This window comes from Andreprevotia sp. IGB-42 (assembly GCF_009848685.1).
Lineage (GTDB): Bacteria > Pseudomonadota > Gammaproteobacteria > Burkholderiales > Chitinibacteraceae > Andreprevotia.
In genome coordinates this window covers 77,774-95,480 of record NZ_WXTX01000006.1, presented here as the reverse complement: position 1 = coordinate 95,480, position 17,707 = coordinate 77,774, and the positions used below count along the sequence as shown (strand labels likewise).

Sequence of the window (17,707 nt, the reverse complement as noted above, 5' to 3'; positions counted from 1 at the left end):
CGTTACATTCGACCCCCTATGAAAAGTTTTTTGCACGCAGCCATCGTCTGCTGCGGGCTGGTATTGGGCTTGAGCGCGCCAATCGCGCTCGCCGACGATCCCCCCGCACTATCCTCCTCCAGCGAAGTCTCTGCAGGCACCTGGGGCAAAAAAGCCCCCGTTCCCGCACCCCAGGAAGCCGCGCAGGCTGATGGGCCGACCGCGGCCCAGCAACTGCTTTTGCAGGCCATGGGCCTGATCGGCGTCCGTTATAAATGGGGGGGCAACAACCCGGAAGACGGCCTCGATTGCAGCGGTTTTGTCCGCTACGTGTTCCAGAACTCGCTCAATATCGCGCTGCCGCACAACGCAATGGCAATGAGCCGTATTGGCGAAAGCGTCGATCGCCCCGACCTCAAGCCCGGTGACCTGGTGTTCTTCAATACGCTGGGCCGCACTTTTTCACACGTGGGCATCTATATGGGCGACAACCGCTTCATCCATTCGCCGCGTGCCGGCAAGAGCGTGGAAACCGCCAACCTGGGTGAAAACTACTGGCAGAAACGCTGGAATGGCGCACGGCGTATAGCCGATTCCGGTGGTCAGGGCATCAACCTGGCAGGCCTGCTGGCCGTCGCCGGCAACCCGGAAGCCGTACAGATCGCGCCCGAGCGCTCGCGCTGCAAAACCGTGGTACAGGGCAAGGGCAAGAAAAAGAAGGCCGTTACCGTGTGCGACCGAAATGCGCGGGCCGAGCCAGCGGCGAAGCAGGGCCACAAATCAGCCAAGCCGGCAAAGACTGCCAAAAGCAGCAAGGCCACCGCCAAAACCGGCACCAAGGCCAAGCTGGCGACGTCTACCAAGAAAAAGGCCAAGCACTGATCCCCATCACGTGCCGGCAGTGCCAGGTAACGCAAAGGGCAGCCCCAAGCTGCCCTTTGCGTATCTGCTCCCGATTAAATGGCGCAGACCACCATGCAAGATCGTACCGGATCAATGCCGGCTGTAGCTGCGCGACGGCACGATGATCAGCCCGGCGCGCTGCCCCACCGCCACATCCGGATTGGGAAAGATGATGCGGGCCTGCTCTTCGGTAATCGTCCAGCGTTTTTCGCCATCCTCGGCCAGCAGCATACCCTGTGGTAGCGGCATGAAATTGTCTGTTTTGGCATCGATATGCAGTTTGAAGGCGGGGCTTTCCTTGACGATTTCGCGTGCGACCCGGAAAACCTGCGTGCTTTCCGGCACCAGATCCGGTTGCGGCACTTCGCCTTCGATCAGGCGGGAAAGATAGCTTTCCATGCCGGACAGGTCTACCCCCTGGTTGTGCCCGAACGGCATGGCACGCCCCAATTCCACGGTGAACGCGGTGGCATCGCAATGGCGACTGGAGAAGAATGAAAACGTGGTGGAGGTTGTCGATTGCAGCAGCACGGCCTCGATCCCCGCCTCGGCCAATCGGGCAATTTCTGTTGGCTCGAATGACTTGCCGATGGGGGGCAGCGGATAAATAGCAAATTTCTCGATCAGGCTACCGTGTATGGCGGTATGCAGGTCGTAATGCAGGCGGGGCTTGTCATCCTGCATTGCGCGGGCAAAGAAGCGCATCAGTTGCATTTCCAGCATGGTGGCGCGGCGCGCTTCCTGATCGTCGGATACATCGGGTATGCGGCAGAAAAGCCGGTTCATGTCCTGGGCCATGTAGCGCGTGCCGCTACGCAACGCATCTACATTGCCGAAAACGAACAGCACGCGCGCTCTGGGACGCAGCTCGCCCGCATACAGCGCGGCGATCAGCCGGTCCACCAGTTCCACCGGGCCGGTTTCATTGCCATGCACGCCGCAGGAGATCACCAGATCCAGCCGGCGTGTATCGCCATCGTTGGGCTCGAAGCGGATCACCCCTTCATCCATCACCTGCACGCGTACGCCGCCCGGCAAGCTGTAGGGCAAGCCCAGTGTGGTTTTGCCGTCCAGGGTCTGCTGCAGGAATGAGGGGTGCGACATGGTGTCCTTTCGCTTCAGTTCAGCTGGAATGGGTAAATGCTACCTAGACCCAGCAGCGCTGTCAGCTCATCCAGTGCTGTTTGTACTTCCCGCGGCAGTTGCGGGTCGGCCAGATCGGCCTCGGCCAGGCGGTCGCGGTAGTGTTTTTCCACCCATGTACCCAGCATGGCAAACAATCGCTCGTTCATCCATACGCCCGGCACCACCGCAGCCGCTTCTGCATCGGTGAGCGCAACGCGCAGCCGCAGGCAGGCAGGCCCGCCACCGTTCTGCATGCTTTGCTTCAGATCGAATACCAGCAATTCGGAAATTGCCGCGCCCGGCTGCACATGCGCCTGCAGCCAGCGCCACACTGCGGCATGGTTGCGGCACTCTTCAGGCACCACCAGCCGCATGCTGCCATCGCCGCGGTCGAGCAACTGGCTGTTGAACAGATAGCTTTTCACCGCATCGGCCACGCTGACCTCGGAGAGCGGCACCTCGACCACGCGCAAGCCGCCCAGGCTGGCATCCAGCGCCCGGTAGGTAGCGTGGCGGTCAAGGAATGCCTGCTCATGGCAGAACAGCACATCCAGGTTGCCCACGGCGATCACATCGTTGTGGAATACGCCCGCATCGATCACCGCCGGGTTCTGCTGCGCATACACAACGTGCGCATCGCTCAGCCCGTGCAGGCGGGCCACCGCCTGGCTGGCTTCCAGCGTCTGCCTTGCCGGATACTTCTGCGGCTCTGTCTGCCCACCCCAGTGCTGGCGGCCATACACGAAGAACGCCACGCCAGGTTCATCGTAGCGTTTGGCAAAACGGGTGTGATTGGCGGCACCTTCATCGCCAAACGCCGGATGCATGGGCAGCGCGTCGTGCACGGCGAAGCGTGCGTCATCACGGAATATCGCCCGCAGCGTGCGGGCGGTCTGCTCATGCTCGATGGCGCGGTGAAACTTGTTCTGCAAATTGGCCACAGTAAAGTGCACGCGCGCGTCGCCGGTATCTGCGGACGGGCTGACCGTGCCGGCGTTGGCGGTCCACATGCTGGATGCGGAATAAACGCTGGCCAGCAATTGCGGTGCGTTGCGGGCAGCGCTGGCGATCACCGTCTCATCGCTGCCGGCGAAGCCAAGCTTGCGCAGCTCCCACACCGCCGGGCGCTGCTGCGGCGGCAATACACCCTGCCGGTAGCCCAGATCCGCCAGCGCCTTCATCTTGGCCAGCCCTTGCAGCGCGGCAGCGCGCGGGTTGGCCGCCTGCCCGGCGTTGCCGGTGGATGCCACGTTGCCGAACGAATGCCCACCGTAATGATGCGTAGGGCCGACCAGGCCATCAAAATTGGCTTCGAATGCCATCAGCCCCTCCTCAAAGGGTCATGCCGGGCGGCAACTGCGTTGGCAATGCCAGCGTTTCTGCCTCCAGCGAGGCCACCGGATACGCACAATAATCCGCGGCGTAATACGCGCTTGGTCGGTGGTTGCCCGATGCGCCGATGCCACCGAATGGTGCCGCGCTCGACGCCCCGGTTAGTGGCTTGTTCCAGTTGACGATGCCTGCGCGCACCTCACGCCAGAACTGCTGGTAGCTTGCGGCTGAATCGGACAATAACCCCGCTGCCAGCCCATAGCGCGTGGCGTTGGCCAGCTGCAACGCCTGTGCAAATGTCGTGTAGCGCTGGATTTGCAACAAGGGGCCGAAATACTCCTCATCCGGCAACTCGGCGATCGCGGTGACATCGATGATGCCAGGCGTGAGCAACGCGGTTTGCGGCCTGGCACGACGCATTTCCAGCACGCTGACCGCGCCCCAAGCAAGTAATTGCTGCTGGACCGCCAGCAGCGCGTCGGCAGCGGCAAGCGAGATCACGCTGCCCATGAAAGGCGGCGGTTCTTCATCCCAGGCACCTACGCGCAATGCGGCGCTGGCAGCAACAAGCCGCGCGATGAAGCCGTCGCCCCATTCGCCATGCGGCACCAGCAAACGCCTTGAGCAGGTGCAACGCTGGCCGGCAGAAATGAATGCGGATTGCAGCACGTGATGGATGGCGGCGGGGATATCGGCAAGGGCTTCCACCAGCAACGGATTGTTGCCACCCATTTCCAGCGCCAGGATCTTGTCCGGGCTACCGGCAAACGCCTTGTGCAGGTGGTAGCCGGTGGCGGCGCTGCCGGTGAAATAAAGGCCATCGAGCTGCGGATGTGCAGCCAGTGCCTGGCCTGTTTCCCGCCCGCCCTGCAGCAGGCCCAGTACACCGGCAGGCAGGCCCGCGGCCTGCCATAGCTCCGTGGTCTTCTGCGCGGTGAGCGGGGTGAGTTCGGACGGTTTGAATATCACCGTGTTGCCTGCCAGCAATGCCGGCACGATATGCCCATTGGGCAGATGGCCGGGGAAGTTGTATGGACCGAACACCGCCACCACGCCATGCGGACGATGCCGCAGCACTGCCGTGGCATCACCCTGCGTGGCTTCCTTCTGCCCGGTGCGCTCTTCCAGCGCCCGCACCGAAATATCGATCTTGTTGATCATGGTGGTGACTTCGGTGGCAGCCTCCCAGCGCGGCTTGCCGGTTTCGCGGCCGATGATGGCAGCCAGATCGGCCTGATTGGTACGCAGCAGGTCGGCAAAGCAGCGCACCACGGCAATGCGTGCTTCTTTTTCCAGATCACGCCAGCCGCCAAATGCGGCGCGCGCCGCAGCAACCGCGGTATCGACCTGCGCGGCAGCCGCGGCCTGCCCCTGCCAGACCGCTTCCTGCGTTACCGGATTGCGCGATTCGAAAGGCGCAGCAGCGCCCTCCAGCCAGTTTCCATTGATCAACAACATCGCTTACTCCCTGGCGGACAGCAATACGGCACGCACGCTGTCGCCGTCTTCGATTTCCAGCCGGTCGAGCACTGCCTTGGTCAGCGGCAACGCATCTTCCAGTGGCCTTGTTACTGCCAGCGTCGCGCAAAAGCCCGCCAGCTTGCGGTTCGATACCAGCCACAGCGCCCCGCCGCGGGTTTCCGCATTGACTGCCAGCGCATTGAAGGTGGCGCTGGCCTTGACTGCGCGGATGTCGTCCAGCGAGCATTCCAGCGTGGGGCCGGCATCAAAAATGTCGATGTAACCCTGATATCGGAAGCCCTCTGTCTCGAGCAGGCCCCGCGCGGGTTTGGTTGCCGGGTGCACTTCGCCGATCACCGCCTGCGCCTCTTCAGACAGCAGCGCGGTATAGATCGGGTACTTGGGCATCAGCTCGGCGATGAATGACTTGCTGCCCACGTAGGACAGGAAATCGGCGCGGGCAAAATCCATCCGGAAAAAATGCCGGCCCAGGCTTTCCCAGAACGGCGATTGCCCGCTTTCGTCGGATACCCCGCGCATTTCGGCAATCACCCGCTGCGAAAAACGCGCCGGAAATTCCGCCATGAACAAAAAACGGCTTTTCGAGAGCAAGCTGCCATTGCTGTCGCGCCGCCACTGCGGATGCAGGAACAGCGAGCACAGCTCGGACGCGCCCGTCAGATCCGAGGTCAGAAACAGCGTGGGCAGTTGCTTGTAGATGCCCAGCTCACGCGATGCGTGCACCGACAGGCCCACGCGGTAGTTGTACCAGGTGTCGGCCAGGCCCACCGCGGCCTCGATGGCTGCGGTGCCCGCCAGCTCCCCCGTACTTTCATCCTCCAGCGTAAAGAAATAACCGGCCTCGGCCAGCTCTTTCTCGTTAGCAGCCGAAGCCTCGCTGCTGGCGATGCGCAGCGCCAGGCGTTCCTCATCAGGCTGCAGCGTGGTGACGCCAATACCGGCAGCCCCCGCCAGCGCGATGACGGCCTGCAGGTCCGCAGATTTCAGAAGTCGGATTCTCATTGGCAACACTTTGCAGATATACCCCGGAAGCTTAGTTAGCTGGCGCCTGAACGGCCATTCGGTAAAGCACCAATCAGGGAAAAGCTTTATTGGTCGATCTGTACCTATAAATAAACACCATCGCCTGCCAGACTGAGTGCATGTCGACCAAAGTCCTGATCATCGATCATTCGCCAATTGCCCGCCTTGCCATGAGTGATGCACTCAAGGCAGCACCGGGTTTCGAGGTGGTCGGGCTGGCGGGCGATCCGCATTCGGCACGCAGCCTGTTCAGAAGCATGCGCCCGGATGTGGTGGTAATCGATGTGGATATTCCCGGCACCGACAGCGTGGTGCTGCTGCGCGCGCTGCAGACCGAGCGCAAGGTGCCTGCGGTAGCCATTGCGTCCAGCACCGAACGCAGCAACAAACTGGCACTGCAGACCATGGAACATGGTGCGGTTGCGGTGGTCAGCCGCAGCTCGCTGATGATGCGGCAGATCCAGGATAGCTCTGCCAACCTGGTGCAGGCCGTACGCGCCGCCGGCATGAGCCGCGGGGCCCGCCAGCCACCGCCACGTATCGGCGCGATGCAGCCCGCCGCAGCGCCACCCCCGCGCCCGATCACCACGCGGGCGACGACCCCGCTGACTGCAGCGGCGCCATCCGCTTTCCGCACCGCACCCCCTTCCGCCCCCACGCCTACACAGCGGGCACCCGCGACGACCTCCTCTGCGGTATCGGTGATCAACGAGCGCATGTCCGGCCCGAAATTGTCGCCCGACATGCTGTTGCCTGCCCCCCGGGCCGGCGCGGTGCAACCCACTGCCCCGCTGATTGCCATCGGCGCATCGACAGGTGGCGTGCAGGCGCTGGAAGCGATCCTGCCGGGCCTGCCAGCCAATAGCCCGCCCATCGTCATCGTCCAGCACATGCCGGAGAACTTCACCGCCAACTTTGCCGCGCGGCTCAACAGCTTGTCCAAGATCGAAGTCCGCCAGGCAGTCAACGGCGACAAGCTGCGCACCGGGCTGGCGCTGATTGCACCGGGCGGCAAGCACATCATCGTCAAGCGCAATGGTCAGCAGTATTACGTGGATATCGTCGATGGGCCGCTGATCACCCGGCACCGCCCCTCCGTGGACGTACTGTTCCGCTCCACCGCCAGCGCCGCCGGCCAGAATGGCGTGGGCTTCCTGCTGACCGGCATGGGGGACGACGGCGCGCGCTGCCTGCGGGAAATGCGCGAATCGGGTGCCATGACCTACGCGCAGGACGAAAAAACCTGCACGGTATTCGGCATGCCGCGCGAGGCCATCCGCATGGGCGGCGCCGTGGAGATCGTGCCGCTGCAGCAGATCGCCGGGTTGATCGGGCGCTACGCCGGCCGCTAGGCTCGCCGGTTCCAGTACATCACGCATGAAAAAGCCCGGGGCTAGCCCGGGCTTTTTCACACTTTCAGCCGTGCTTCGGCTATTTAGCCGACAAAACGCCTCAGCGCCTTGGCAAACCGCGCCATGCCTTCGTCGATATCCGCATCGTCGATCACCAGCGATGGTGCGAAGCGGATCACGTTCGGGCCGGCCATCAGCACCATCAGGCCCTCTTCGGCAGCCAGGCCAAGAATGTCCTTGGCACGGCCTGCGTATTCGCTCTTGAGTTCCGCACCGATCAGCAGGCCCAAGCCGCGAACTTCGGCAAATACGCCGACTTCTCCGTTGATGCGGGCCAGTGCGGCCTCGTAACGCGTACGTTTGGTGTTCACGCCAGCCAGCACTTCGGGCGTGTTCACCACGCCGAATACCGCACCAGCCACCGCACACGCCAGCGGGTTGCCGCCATAGGTGGTGCCATGCGTGCCGACAGCCAGATGCTTGGCAACGTCACTGGTGGTCAACATGGCGCCGATCGGAAAACCGCCACCCAGGCTCTTGGCGGAAGACAGGATATCCGGCGTTACGCCATAGGCCTGGTATGCATACAGGTGGCCGGTACGGCCCATGCCGCTTTGTACTTCATCGAAAATCAGCAGTGCATTGTGCTTGGTGCACAGCGCCCGCACGCCTTCCAGGAATGCCTGTGTGGCCGGCGTCACGCCGCCTTCACCCTGGATGGGTTCGACGATCACGCAGGCGGTCTCGTCATCGATCAGCGCTTCCAGGCTGGCCAGGTTGTTGTATTCGAAATAGGCAATGCCCTCGGGCTTGGGACCGAAGCCATCCGAATACTTGGGCTGCCCACCCACGCACACGGTAAAGAAAGTGCGACCATGAAAGCTGTTCAGTGCAGACAGGACCTTGTGCTTTTTCTCGCCGAAACGCTCGATGGATGCACGGCGCGCCAGCTTGAGTGCCGCTTCGTTCGCTTCCGCGCCCGAATTGCAGAAAAACACCTTGTCGGCAAATGTGGCTTCTACCAGCTTTTCCGCCAGCGCCAGTGCCGGCTCATTGGTGAATACATTGGAAACATGCCACAGCTTGCTGCCCTGTTCGGTCAGCGCGGCAACCGCCGCCGGATGGCAATGGCCCAGCGCATTGACGGCAATACCGCCAGAAAAGTCGAGATATTCTTTCCCGGCCTGATCCCACACGCGGCTGCCGGCGCCACGCACGGGCACAAAGGCGGCGGGTGCATAGTTGGGCACCATGTATTGATCGAAATCGGGGCGGCTCGGTTGTGACATGGCTATTCCTCTTCAGTGCATATCCGGTTGATCGTCGGCAGCGGGAGCCCGGGCGGGGCATGCGCGCAGGGATGTTCTAGCCCGCAAGAATACCTGTAGCGGTTGCTGTCTGTCAGTTGCAATACGTGATGGAATGGCCGCTTCGCAAGTGCTTTCGCCCATGCCATCGTTGAATCGCAGCTTGTGTTGCACGCCGCTTATGCATCGCAATCCGGGCACCTGTGCTCATGAGTGCAGCAACAGCTCGGGATAGCAGTAGCCGGTCATCGGCAAGTAGTGGCCACGGAGATGGAAGCCGCCCGGTTACCGGAAGGCGCAGCAACGGGATCAACGCACCGGCTCATCCATCCCGGGGTACCCGCTTTACGCTGCGACATCACTGCTGCATCACCGGGTAAAGCAAGGCAGCTGTGCAGGCTCTGTGTGCGTGCACTGCACCCCGCCTTTCGGCTCAACCCGCTGTCTTTTTCCCCGCCTCTTCGGCCAGATAAAGCCAGGTTTCCACCACGGTATCCGGATTGAGCGAGATGGTTTCTATCCCCTGCCCGACCAGCCACTGCGCAAAATCGGGGTGATCCGACGGGCCCTGCCCGCAGATGCCCACATACTTGCCGAGCTTGCGGCAGGCAGCAATCGACATCGCCAGCATCGCCTTCACCGCATCGTTGCGCTCATCGAAGCTCAGCGATACCGGGCCGCCGGAATCGCGGTCTATGCCCAGCGTGAGCTGCGTCATGTCGTTGGAGCCGATCGAGAAGCCGTCGAAATACTGCAAGAACTGCTCAGCCAGCACCGCGTTGGCAGGGATCTCGCACATCATGATCACGCGTAGCGGCGCATTGCCGTCCGGGCCGCCTGCACCACGCTTGAGGCCATTGGCTTCCAGCAGCTCGATCACCTTGGCGGCTTCGGCCAAGGTCCGCACGAAGGGAATCATCACCTCCACATTGGTCAACCCCATCACGTCGCGCACCTTTTTCACCGCGCGGCATTCCAGCTCGAAGCAATCGCGAAAGCCCGGGTCCACATAGCGCGCTGCACCACGGAAACCGATCATCGGGTTTTCCTCGTGCGGCTCGTATTCCGGGCCGCCGATCAGGTTGGCGTACTCGTTGGATTTGAAGTCGGACAGCCGCACGATCACTTTCTTGGGCCAGAATGCCGCGCCCAGCGTGGCAATGCCCTCGGCAAGTTTATCCACGTAGAAATCCACCGCGGAACGGTAGCCGGCGATGCGCTCCTCCACCTTACCCTTGAGTTCAGGCGCCAGGTTCGGGTAGGCAAGCAGTGCCTTGGGGTGCACACCGATCATGCGGTTGATGATGAATTCCAGCCGCGCCAGGCCCACGCCCTCGTTCGGCAACTGGGCAAACTCGAATGCCAGCTCCGGATTGCCGACATTCATCATCAGCTTGACCGGCGACGGCGGCATGGTGGCCAGCGCGACTTCCATTTTCTCGAACTTGAGGATGCCAGCATAGATATTGCCGGTATCGCCCTCGGCACACGATACGGTGACGGCCATGCCGTCTTCCAGCACCCGGGTGGCATCGCCGGTGCCTACCACCGCAGGAATACCCAGTTCGCGCGCAATGATGGCCGCATGGCAGGTGCGCCCGCCACGGTTGGTGACGATGGCGGCGGCACGCTTCATCACCGGCTCCCAGTCCGGATCAGTCATGTCGGATACCAGCACGTCGCCTGGCTGTACCAGATCCATCTCGGATACATCGCGGATCACCCGCACCGTGCCGGCGCCGATTTTCTGGCCTACAGCCCGGCCCTCGCTCAGCAACTGACCTTTCTCCAGCATGCGGAATTTGCTGAGCTTGTCTGCGGCGGCTTCCTGCGACTTCACCGTTTCCGGGCGCGCCTGCAGGATGTAGAGCTTGCCGTCGACGCCATCGCGGCCCCATTCGATGTCCATCGCGCCCTCGTAGTGCTGTTCGATGATCAGTGCGTAGCGCGCCAGCTCTTCCACTTCGGCATCGCTGATCGAAAACTGTCGGCGCTCGGCATCGCCAACCGGCACGGTGCGGACCGATTTGCCTGCAGACGCTTGCAAATCGAACTCCATCCTGATGGCCTTGCTTCCCAGGTGCTTGCGCACCACCGCCGGGCGGCCAGCCTGCAGCGTAGGCTTGTGCACATAGAATTCATCCGGGTTAACCGCACCCTGCACCACGGTTTCGCCCAGGCCGTAGCTCGCAGTCACGAACACCACTTGGTCGAAACCCGTTTCGGTATCGATGCTGAACATCACACCGGCAGCGCCCAGATCGGAGCGCACCATGCGCTGCACGCCGGCCGATAACGCCACCAGCTTGTGATCGAAGCCCTTGTGCACGCGGTAGGAAATGGCGCGGTCGTTATACAGCGATGCAAATACATGCTTGATGGCTTCCAGCACGTTATCCGCGCCCACGATGTTCAGATAGGTTTCCTGCTGGCCGGCGAACGATGCATCCGGCAAATCCTCGGCCGTTGCCGACGAACGCACCGCCACGGTCACGTTCTCACCCAAGGCTGCGTAGTGGCTACGCACTTCGGCCTCCAGCGCGGCCGGGAATGGCGTGCCCAGTATCTGCTCGCGAATCAGCTTGCCGGCCTGCGCCAGCGCTTTCACGTCATCGACATCCAGCGTGGCCAGTACATCATCGATGCGCTGCGCCAGATTGTTGTGCGCCAGGAAAATGCGATAGGCATTGGCCGTAGTGGCATAGCCACCGGGTACGCGTACCCCTTTGGCGGCGAGCTGGGAAATCATTTCGCCCAGCGAAGCATTCTTGCCGCCAACGGATTCGACATCGCTCATGCGCAGTTCAACGAAGTCGATCACATTCCGGGCGGCGTTCACGGTGCTGTCGAGATGGGATGTGGGCATGGGCAGGAACCTTGCAAAGGAAGATGGGGCGGCACAGCCATGTTGCGCCGCGATAAGCCATTCTAGGCAAGCAAAGGCCACACGCTTAATCGGGACAATCGCGTAGCCGCTTTCCCGCATGATGCAACTTCAATCCGGCGTGGGCGCTGTTCAAGTCTGATCGCCGCGCTGCGCGCCACTCTTTGGGCTAAAACGAATGGATACTGGATTTCCCGCAGCGTGCTGGCCCCACAGGCTGGATATGCTGGGCAATTATTGCAAGCGCACAATCAGGAGGCCCCGTGCCGCGCACCGCCTTTTTCATTTCCGATCGTACCGGCATTACTGCCGAAATGCTCGGCCATAGCCTGATCACGCAGTTTGAGGACGTGAATTTCCGGCGCGTAACGCTGCCGTATGTCGATACGCCGGAAAAAGCCCTGAAGGTAGCCGAACAAATCCGTCGCCAGGCGGCGGAAGACCAATGCCAGCCGCTGGTTTTTTCCACCATCGTGGGTGAAGAACTGCGCAAGCTGATTGCGGTGGAAGAAGCGCTGACGCTGGATTTCTTCGAGATATTCATCGGCCCGCTGGAAAAGGCACTGGGGCGTGAATCCAGCCATACCGTGGGCAAATCGCATGGCATCGTTAATTTCGAGGAATACAAAACCCGTATCGATGCGGTAAATTTTGCATTGGCGCACGACGATGGCGTGATGCCGCGGGATCTGAACGACGCAGACATCATCCTGGTCGGTGTATCGCGCTCGGCCAAAACGCCGACCTGCCTGTACCTGGCGCTGCAGTACGGCATCAAGGCTGCCAACTATCCGCTCACGCCGGAAGACTTCGGCAACCACACCTTGCCCAAGCTGCTGCTGCCTTACCGCAACAAGCTGTTCGGCCTGACCATCGATCCGGTGCGCCTGAACCAGATCCGCGAGGAACGGAAACCGGGCAGTCGATACGCCGCGCTGGACAACTGCGAATACGAAGTGGCCGAGGCCGAGGTACTGATGCGCCAGGTGGGCGTGCCGCACTTGAGCTCGACTACCCGCTCCATCGAGGAGCTCGCCACCTCCATCATGCATACGGCCGGGCTGACCCGCCGTACCTATTAGGCCGGCCATGCCCCGCACCGCCTTTTTCGTTTCCGCCCGTACCGCCATCACCGCAGAGATGCTGGGCCACAGCCTGACTGTGCAGTTCGAGGGGGTGGATTTCCGCCGCATCACCCTGCCCTACATCGATACCCGTGAAAAAGCACATGCTGCCGTTGCGCAGATCCGCGAGCAAGCACGCATTGACGGCTGCCGGCCCATGGTGTTTTCCACACTGATCGACGAGGATCTGCGCAGCCTGTTCCAGATTGACGAAGCACTGGTGCTGGATTTCTTCGGTCATTTCATCGGCCCGATGGAACAGGAATTGGGGCTGGGTTCAACGCATCTGGCCGGCAAGGTGCATGGCATTGCCAGTTTCGAGGAATACAAGAACCGCATCGATGCCATCCAGTATGCGATGAGTCATGATGACGGCAGCATGGCAAAGAACCTGGCCGAGGCCGATATCATTCTGGTAGGCGTATCCCGCGCGGGTAAAACGCCCGCCTGCCTGTATCTGGCGCTGCAATACGGCATCAAGGCTGCCAATTACCCGTTGGCACCGGAGGACTTCGATCGTCACACCTTGCCCAAACCGCTGCATCCGCATCGCACCAAGCTGTTCGGACTGACCATCGAGCCTGAACGGCTGACCGTGATCCGCGAATCACGCAAGCCCGGCAGCCAGTACGCCACGCTGGCCGCGTGCCAGCACGAAGTGACGGAGGCGGAAAACCTGATGCGCCAGCTGGGCATTGTTTTTCTCAATACCACCAAATTGTCGATCGAAGAGCTGGCCACCAATATCCTGCTCAATGCCGGATTGAAGCGGCGCATCCACTGACAGTGCGTTTTGGCGCTGCTTTGCCGGCATGAATAAATCGGCTTTCACCCACAGGACCGACACGGTAAACTCGCGGGCAATAAATTGTTTCCGGCTACTATGTCCCAGCGTTTCCCCGATCCCGCTTCTGCTTTTGAATTCCGCAGCGTTGGCCTGAAGCTGCTGACCTTTGTTCCCGCCACGCTGGACCCGGTGAAGCTGGAAAGCGCGCTGCGCGAGCAATTGGGCAGTGGCGAGCACATGTTGTCCGGCGAGCAGCTTGCCATCGATTTCGATAGCCTGCCTGACCTGCCTGCCGCAGTGGAAGTGGCCGCACTGGTGCAGATGCTGCGCCAGTATCAGCTCAAACCCGTGGCAGCACGCGGCGGCAACCCGGATCAGCGTGCAGCCGCGCGCGAAGCCGGGTTGATCATCCTGCATGAAGACGGCGTGACGCCGCCCGCCCCCGTCAGCAAGGCTGCAGAAGTGCGGGTGCCCGCCATGGTGGTCACCCGACCGGTGCGTACCGGCCAGCAGGTGTACGCCAAGGGCGGCGATCTGGTGGTGCTGGCGCTGGTTTCGGCCGGCGCGGAAGTGATCGCGGACGGCAATATCCATGTTTATGCGCCACTACGCGGGCGAGCCCTGGCCGGCGCACGCGGCGATACCACCGCGCGTGTCTATACCACCTGCATGGAAGCCGAGCTCGTTTCGGTGGCGGGCATCTATCGCTCGCTGGACGAAACGCTGCCGGTGGCGATCCGCGAGCGCGCAGCGCAGGTTTACCTGGACCAAGACAAGCTGGTGATCGAGGCGCTCAGCGGCTAGGCCGCGCACCACCCCATATCAGCTGCCATGCCGGCGTGCTGCGCATGGTGGTGATTGCCGCACTGGCGTGCAATCGACACGAAAACTGAATAACGCTATTCGACGAAGGACATCAAACGTGGCAAAAATTATCGTCGTTACCTCCGGCAAGGGCGGTGTGGGCAAAACCACCACCAGCGCCAGTTTTGCATCCGGTCTGGCTTTGCGCGGCTTCAAGACCGCCGTCATCGATTTTGACGTGGGCCTGCGCAACCTGGATCTCATCATGGGCTGCGAGCGCCGCGTGGTATACGACCTGATCAACGTGATCCAGGGCGAAGCCAGCCTGCGCCAGGCACTGATCAAGGACAAGAACTGCGACAACCTGTTCATCGTGCCAGCATCGCAAACGCGCGACAAGGATGCGCTGACGCGCGAAGGCGTAGAAAAGGTGCTCAAGGAACTGGCTGACGATGGCTTTGACTACATCGTGTGCGACAGCCCGGCCGGCATCGAAAGTGGTGCACTGATGGCCGCTTATTTTGCCGAGGAAGCGCTGATCGTCACCAACCCGGAAGTGAGCTCGGTACGCGATTCCGACCGCATCATCGGCATCCTGGATGCCAAATCGCGCAAGGCCGAAGAAGGTCTGGCGGTGAAGACGCACCTGCTGATCACCCGCTACAGCCCCAAACGGGTGGATTCGGGTGAGATGCTGTCGCTGGATGACGTACAGCACCTGCTGCGCATCCCGCTGATCGGCGTGATACCGGAATCGGAAACCGTGCTGCAGGCGTCCAATGCGGGCACACCGGCCATCCACCTGGCCAGCACCGATGTATCCGAAGCCTACAAGGACGTCGTTGCCCGCTTTCTGGGTGAAGAAAAGCCGCTGCGCTTCATCGAAGCGGAGAAGGCCCCGTTCTGGAAACGGCTATTCGGAGCTTAAGCCATGTCGATACTGAGCTACTTCTTCGGCGAGAAGAAAAAAACCGCCAGCGTTGCCCGCGAGCGCCTGCAGATCATTCTGGCGCACGAACGCGCCGGCCGCGATGCGCCCGACTACCTGCCGCAACTCCAGCGTGAACTGATCGAAGTCATTTCCAAGTACGTGGCCATCAATCCGGACGACATCAAGGTACAGCTGGAAAAAAAGGACGACTTCGAGGTACTCGAAGTGAACATCGTGCTGCCCGAGGCTGCCAAGCGCTGAGCCTTCACGCAGTGCCCGGTATGCCAATGCATTTGACGATGGTAAAAAAAAGGTCGCTTGCGACCTTTTTTTGTTCATGCGATAGCATGCGAAGGTTCGTGATAAGCTTGATGTAATGAATTTCTTCTATGCTCGGAACCAGCGCTATTCAAACGCAAACCGCAAAACCAGATGAATTGCGGCAGCGTTGAACCATCCGTCATTCTGAAACTCGCACTTCAACCGCCGAGATATCCAATGAGAAACAGCAATGTATTTTGATAAGAATCCGCAGCGATTACATTGGGTTCTATTACTCGCCGTCACCATTTTCTCGCTGTACATGAACGCCACGGCAGTCGGTACTACATTGATCGATGGTTTGATACGGGGTGATGCACGGGACTATCTTGCCTACGCCTTCAATCTGAAAACGCATGGCGTTTACTCAAATGCGATGCCTTTAGCGCAAAGCGTGATACCTCACCCCGATGCATTGCGTGCGCCCGGCTACGCGTTTTTCATTGCGCCCTTCGTGGATGCCGGCCGCAATGATCTGGGGCTGACTGCGGTGCTTTATCTGCAGGCGCTACTTGGTGCGTTGACCACCCTCTTTTCCATGTTGATTTTCCGCAAAATCATGCCTTTCTGGGCAGCCATTGCCTGCGGCTTGCTGACGGCAATCAGTCCCCATCTGATCAACATTTCCGTTTACATCCTGACCGAATCGCTTTTTACTTTCCTGCTCATAACCCATGTATATACGCTTGTTCTTGCCAGAGAACGAGCCAATACATTGCTGTTCATTCTGAGTGGCCTGCTATTGGCAGCAAGCTGGCTAGTACGGCCTACTACCATGCTGCTGGTTGCTGTCTATATATTGGTATTTGCATGGGCTGTTTATAGAAAGCAGATAGGCTGGCGTGCACTTGCCTGCCTGATCCTGCCTTTTTTCATCGCGTTTTCCGGTTGGAGCATACGCAACGAACTAGCCATTGGCCGCATGAGCGATCCACAACTTTCGGTTAATTTCATTCATCACGGTTCCTATATCAACATGATGTATCAGGACAAGCCGGAAACCTATGGCTATCCTTACCGGTTTGAAACTAGGAAAATCAATTCTGTCGGGGATGCAATAACGCTTACCATCGATCACTTCAAAGCGGAGCCTGCACGGTATATGGGCTGGATCTTGTTTGGCAAGCCTGTCCAATTCCTGAGCTGGGATCTGACTGAAAGCATAGGTGATGCAGTCATTTACGCGCAACCAAAAACACCTTACGCTGATAACGGTCTTTTCATTCAGACGCACAGACTGGCCAAGCTAGCGCATCTGCCGATGATGTTGTTGGCAGCAGCTGCATGTATTTATTTCCTGTTCAAACGCGATACGGCCAATTTTGCATTGCAAATCACGGGTATCGTCGTGCTCTACTTCATTGCATTCCACGCGATTGGCTCGCCTTTTCCCCGCTACAGTATTCCAATCCGCCCTTTATGCTATGGATTGGCTTTCTGGCTACTCATCCAGTTATGTCCACTATTGCTGAAGAAACAACAAGACGGTGTGCAGACTGATGCAGATAACGGGAAAGCACCTGCAAACAGCGCTCCCGAAGGCGGCAAAAGCCAATGATCTTTGCAAATTGGCGTTCGTCACCTTGCCCGGCAGATGCGGACTTGATCAAAACCGGCAGCGCCGCTGGCTGAATACCCGTTACGGAAATATGCGTGATAGACCCGATACCAATCCTGTACTCATTCCGCCGCTGCCCCTACGCAATGCGCGCCAGGCTGGCCATCATGCACAGCGGTGTGCGGGTGGTGTTGCGCGAAGTGGTGTTGCGCAGCAAGCCAGCCGCTTTGCTGCAAGCGTCCCCCAAGGGTACGGTGCCGATATTGATCACCCCCGCGGGACAGGTACTGGAACAAAGCGCCGATATCATGCGCTGGGCGCTGCAACAGCATGACCCCGGCGACTGGCTGGCGGCAACGGATGCCCACTGCGCTGTGGATATCGAGGTGCTGCTTGCGCTGAACGATCAGGACTTCAAGCCACTGCTGGACCGCTACAAATACCCGGAGCGCCATGCGGAACAAAGCCAGGTGCAATACCGGCAGGCTGCAGAGCACATACTGGCCGGGCTGAATGCACGCATACAGCGCCACGGCGCATTGTGCCGGGATACGCTTTGCCTGGCGGATATCGCCATTGCACCCTTCATCCGCCAGTTTGCCCAAGTCGATGCAGCATGGTTTGCCGCCTCCCCCTATCCCGCATTGCGCGCGTGGCTGGCCGGCATCGTGAACGACCCGTGGTTCGAACCGGCCATGCAGAAATACCCGCAATGGCAGCCCGGCGATGCCCCGGTTGTTTTTCCTGACTGAGCACTGCGGAACCCGCAGCGCCGCCGGGACTCCTATCCCGATA

Annotated in this window: 15 protein-coding genes; 9 read left to right on the top strand and 6 right to left on the bottom strand. The window is 60.5% G+C overall.

Features of this window, described 5'->3' with window-relative positions; all coding sequences use genetic code 11:
* Positions 1–69 precede the first annotated feature (69 nt).
* Positions 70–861, top strand: coding sequence for a C40 family peptidase (locus tag IGB42_RS10850; protein ID WP_201799903.1), 792 nt, complete (start codon positions 70–72; stop codon positions 859–861).
* Positions 862–972: 111 nt separating this feature from the next.
* Here the strand turns inward: IGB42_RS10850 and astE are convergent, their stop codons facing one another.
* From astE to astA, 4 genes are read right to left on the bottom strand one after another with little or no spacing between them, the layout of a single operon-like run.
* Positions 973–1,986: a succinylglutamate desuccinylase gene (gene astE / locus IGB42_RS10845; RefSeq protein WP_159671377.1), complete on the bottom strand. Its 1,014-nt coding sequence runs from the start codon at positions 1,984–1,986 to the stop codon at positions 973–975.
* A 14-nt stretch (positions 1,987–2,000) separates the two neighbouring features.
* Positions 2,001–3,329 carry an N-succinylarginine dihydrolase gene (gene astB / locus IGB42_RS10840; protein WP_236822549.1) on the bottom strand — a complete coding sequence of 443 codons (1,329 nt, stop codon included), beginning with the start codon at positions 3,327–3,329 and terminating at the stop codon, positions 2,001–2,003.
* 10 nt (positions 3,330–3,339) lie between these two features.
* Complete coding sequence (gene astD, locus IGB42_RS10835; RefSeq protein WP_159671374.1) at positions 3,340–4,797, bottom strand: succinylglutamate-semialdehyde dehydrogenase; 1,458 nt, start codon at positions 4,795–4,797, stop codon at positions 3,340–3,342.
* 3 nt (positions 4,798–4,800) lie between these two features.
* Positions 4,801–5,823 (bottom strand): arginine N-succinyltransferase, encoded by a 1,023-nt coding sequence (gene astA, locus IGB42_RS10830; RefSeq protein ID WP_159671371.1) that lies wholly within the window; start codon positions 5,821–5,823, stop codon positions 4,801–4,803.
* A gap of 140 nt (positions 5,824–5,963) precedes the next feature.
* Between astA and cheB the strand changes: the two genes are divergently transcribed.
* The gene (gene cheB / locus IGB42_RS10825) at positions 5,964–7,196 is read left to right on the top strand and encodes a chemotaxis-specific protein-glutamate methyltransferase CheB (protein WP_159671368.1); all 1,233 of its coding nucleotides are present in this window, start codon (positions 5,964–5,966) and stop codon (positions 7,194–7,196) included.
* Positions 7,197–7,279: 83 nt separating this feature from the next.
* Here the strand turns inward: cheB and IGB42_RS10820 are convergent, their stop codons facing one another.
* Positions 7,280–8,485 carry an aspartate aminotransferase family protein gene (locus IGB42_RS10820; RefSeq protein ID WP_159671365.1) on the bottom strand — a complete coding sequence of 402 codons (1,206 nt, stop codon included), beginning with the start codon at positions 8,483–8,485 and terminating at the stop codon, positions 7,280–7,282.
* 451 nt (positions 8,486–8,936) lie between these two features.
* On the bottom strand, positions 8,937–11,369 hold the full coding sequence (gene ppsA, locus IGB42_RS10815; protein ID WP_159671361.1) for a phosphoenolpyruvate synthase: 2,433 nt from the start codon (positions 11,367–11,369) through the stop codon (positions 8,937–8,939).
* A gap of 281 nt (positions 11,370–11,650) precedes the next feature.
* Here ppsA and IGB42_RS10810 point away from each other — a divergent pair, with 281 nt between their 5' ends.
* From IGB42_RS10810 to IGB42_RS10780, 7 genes are all read left to right on the top strand, one after another.
* Positions 11,651–12,469, top strand: a complete 819-nt coding sequence (locus IGB42_RS10810; RefSeq protein ID WP_159671358.1) for a pyruvate, water dikinase regulatory protein — start codon at positions 11,651–11,653, stop codon at positions 12,467–12,469.
* Between the two features lie 7 nt (positions 12,470–12,476).
* On the top strand, positions 12,477–13,295 hold the full coding sequence (locus IGB42_RS10805) for a pyruvate, water dikinase regulatory protein (RefSeq protein ID WP_159671355.1): 819 nt from the start codon (positions 12,477–12,479) through the stop codon (positions 13,293–13,295).
* A gap of 99 nt (positions 13,296–13,394) precedes the next feature.
* Positions 13,395–14,102 carry a septum site-determining protein MinC gene (gene minC, locus IGB42_RS10800; RefSeq protein WP_159671352.1) on the top strand — a complete coding sequence of 236 codons (708 nt, stop codon included), beginning with the start codon at positions 13,395–13,397 and terminating at the stop codon, positions 14,100–14,102.
* A gap of 118 nt (positions 14,103–14,220) precedes the next feature.
* Positions 14,221–15,030, top strand: a complete 810-nt coding sequence (gene minD / locus IGB42_RS10795) for a septum site-determining protein MinD (protein WP_159671349.1) — start codon at positions 14,221–14,223, stop codon at positions 15,028–15,030.
* Between the two features lie 3 nt (positions 15,031–15,033).
* Positions 15,034–15,294 carry a cell division topological specificity factor MinE gene (gene minE / locus IGB42_RS10790; protein WP_159671346.1) on the top strand — a complete coding sequence of 87 codons (261 nt, stop codon included), beginning with the start codon at positions 15,034–15,036 and terminating at the stop codon, positions 15,292–15,294.
* 250 nt (positions 15,295–15,544) lie between these two features.
* Positions 15,545–16,912, top strand: a complete 1,368-nt coding sequence (locus IGB42_RS10785; protein WP_159671343.1) for a glycosyltransferase family 39 protein — start codon at positions 15,545–15,547, stop codon at positions 16,910–16,912.
* A 95-nt stretch (positions 16,913–17,007) separates the two neighbouring features.
* On the top strand, positions 17,008–17,664 hold the full coding sequence (locus IGB42_RS10780) for a glutathione S-transferase (RefSeq protein WP_236822548.1): 657 nt from the start codon (positions 17,008–17,010) through the stop codon (positions 17,662–17,664).
* The last annotated feature ends 43 nt before the right edge of the window (positions 17,665–17,707 follow it).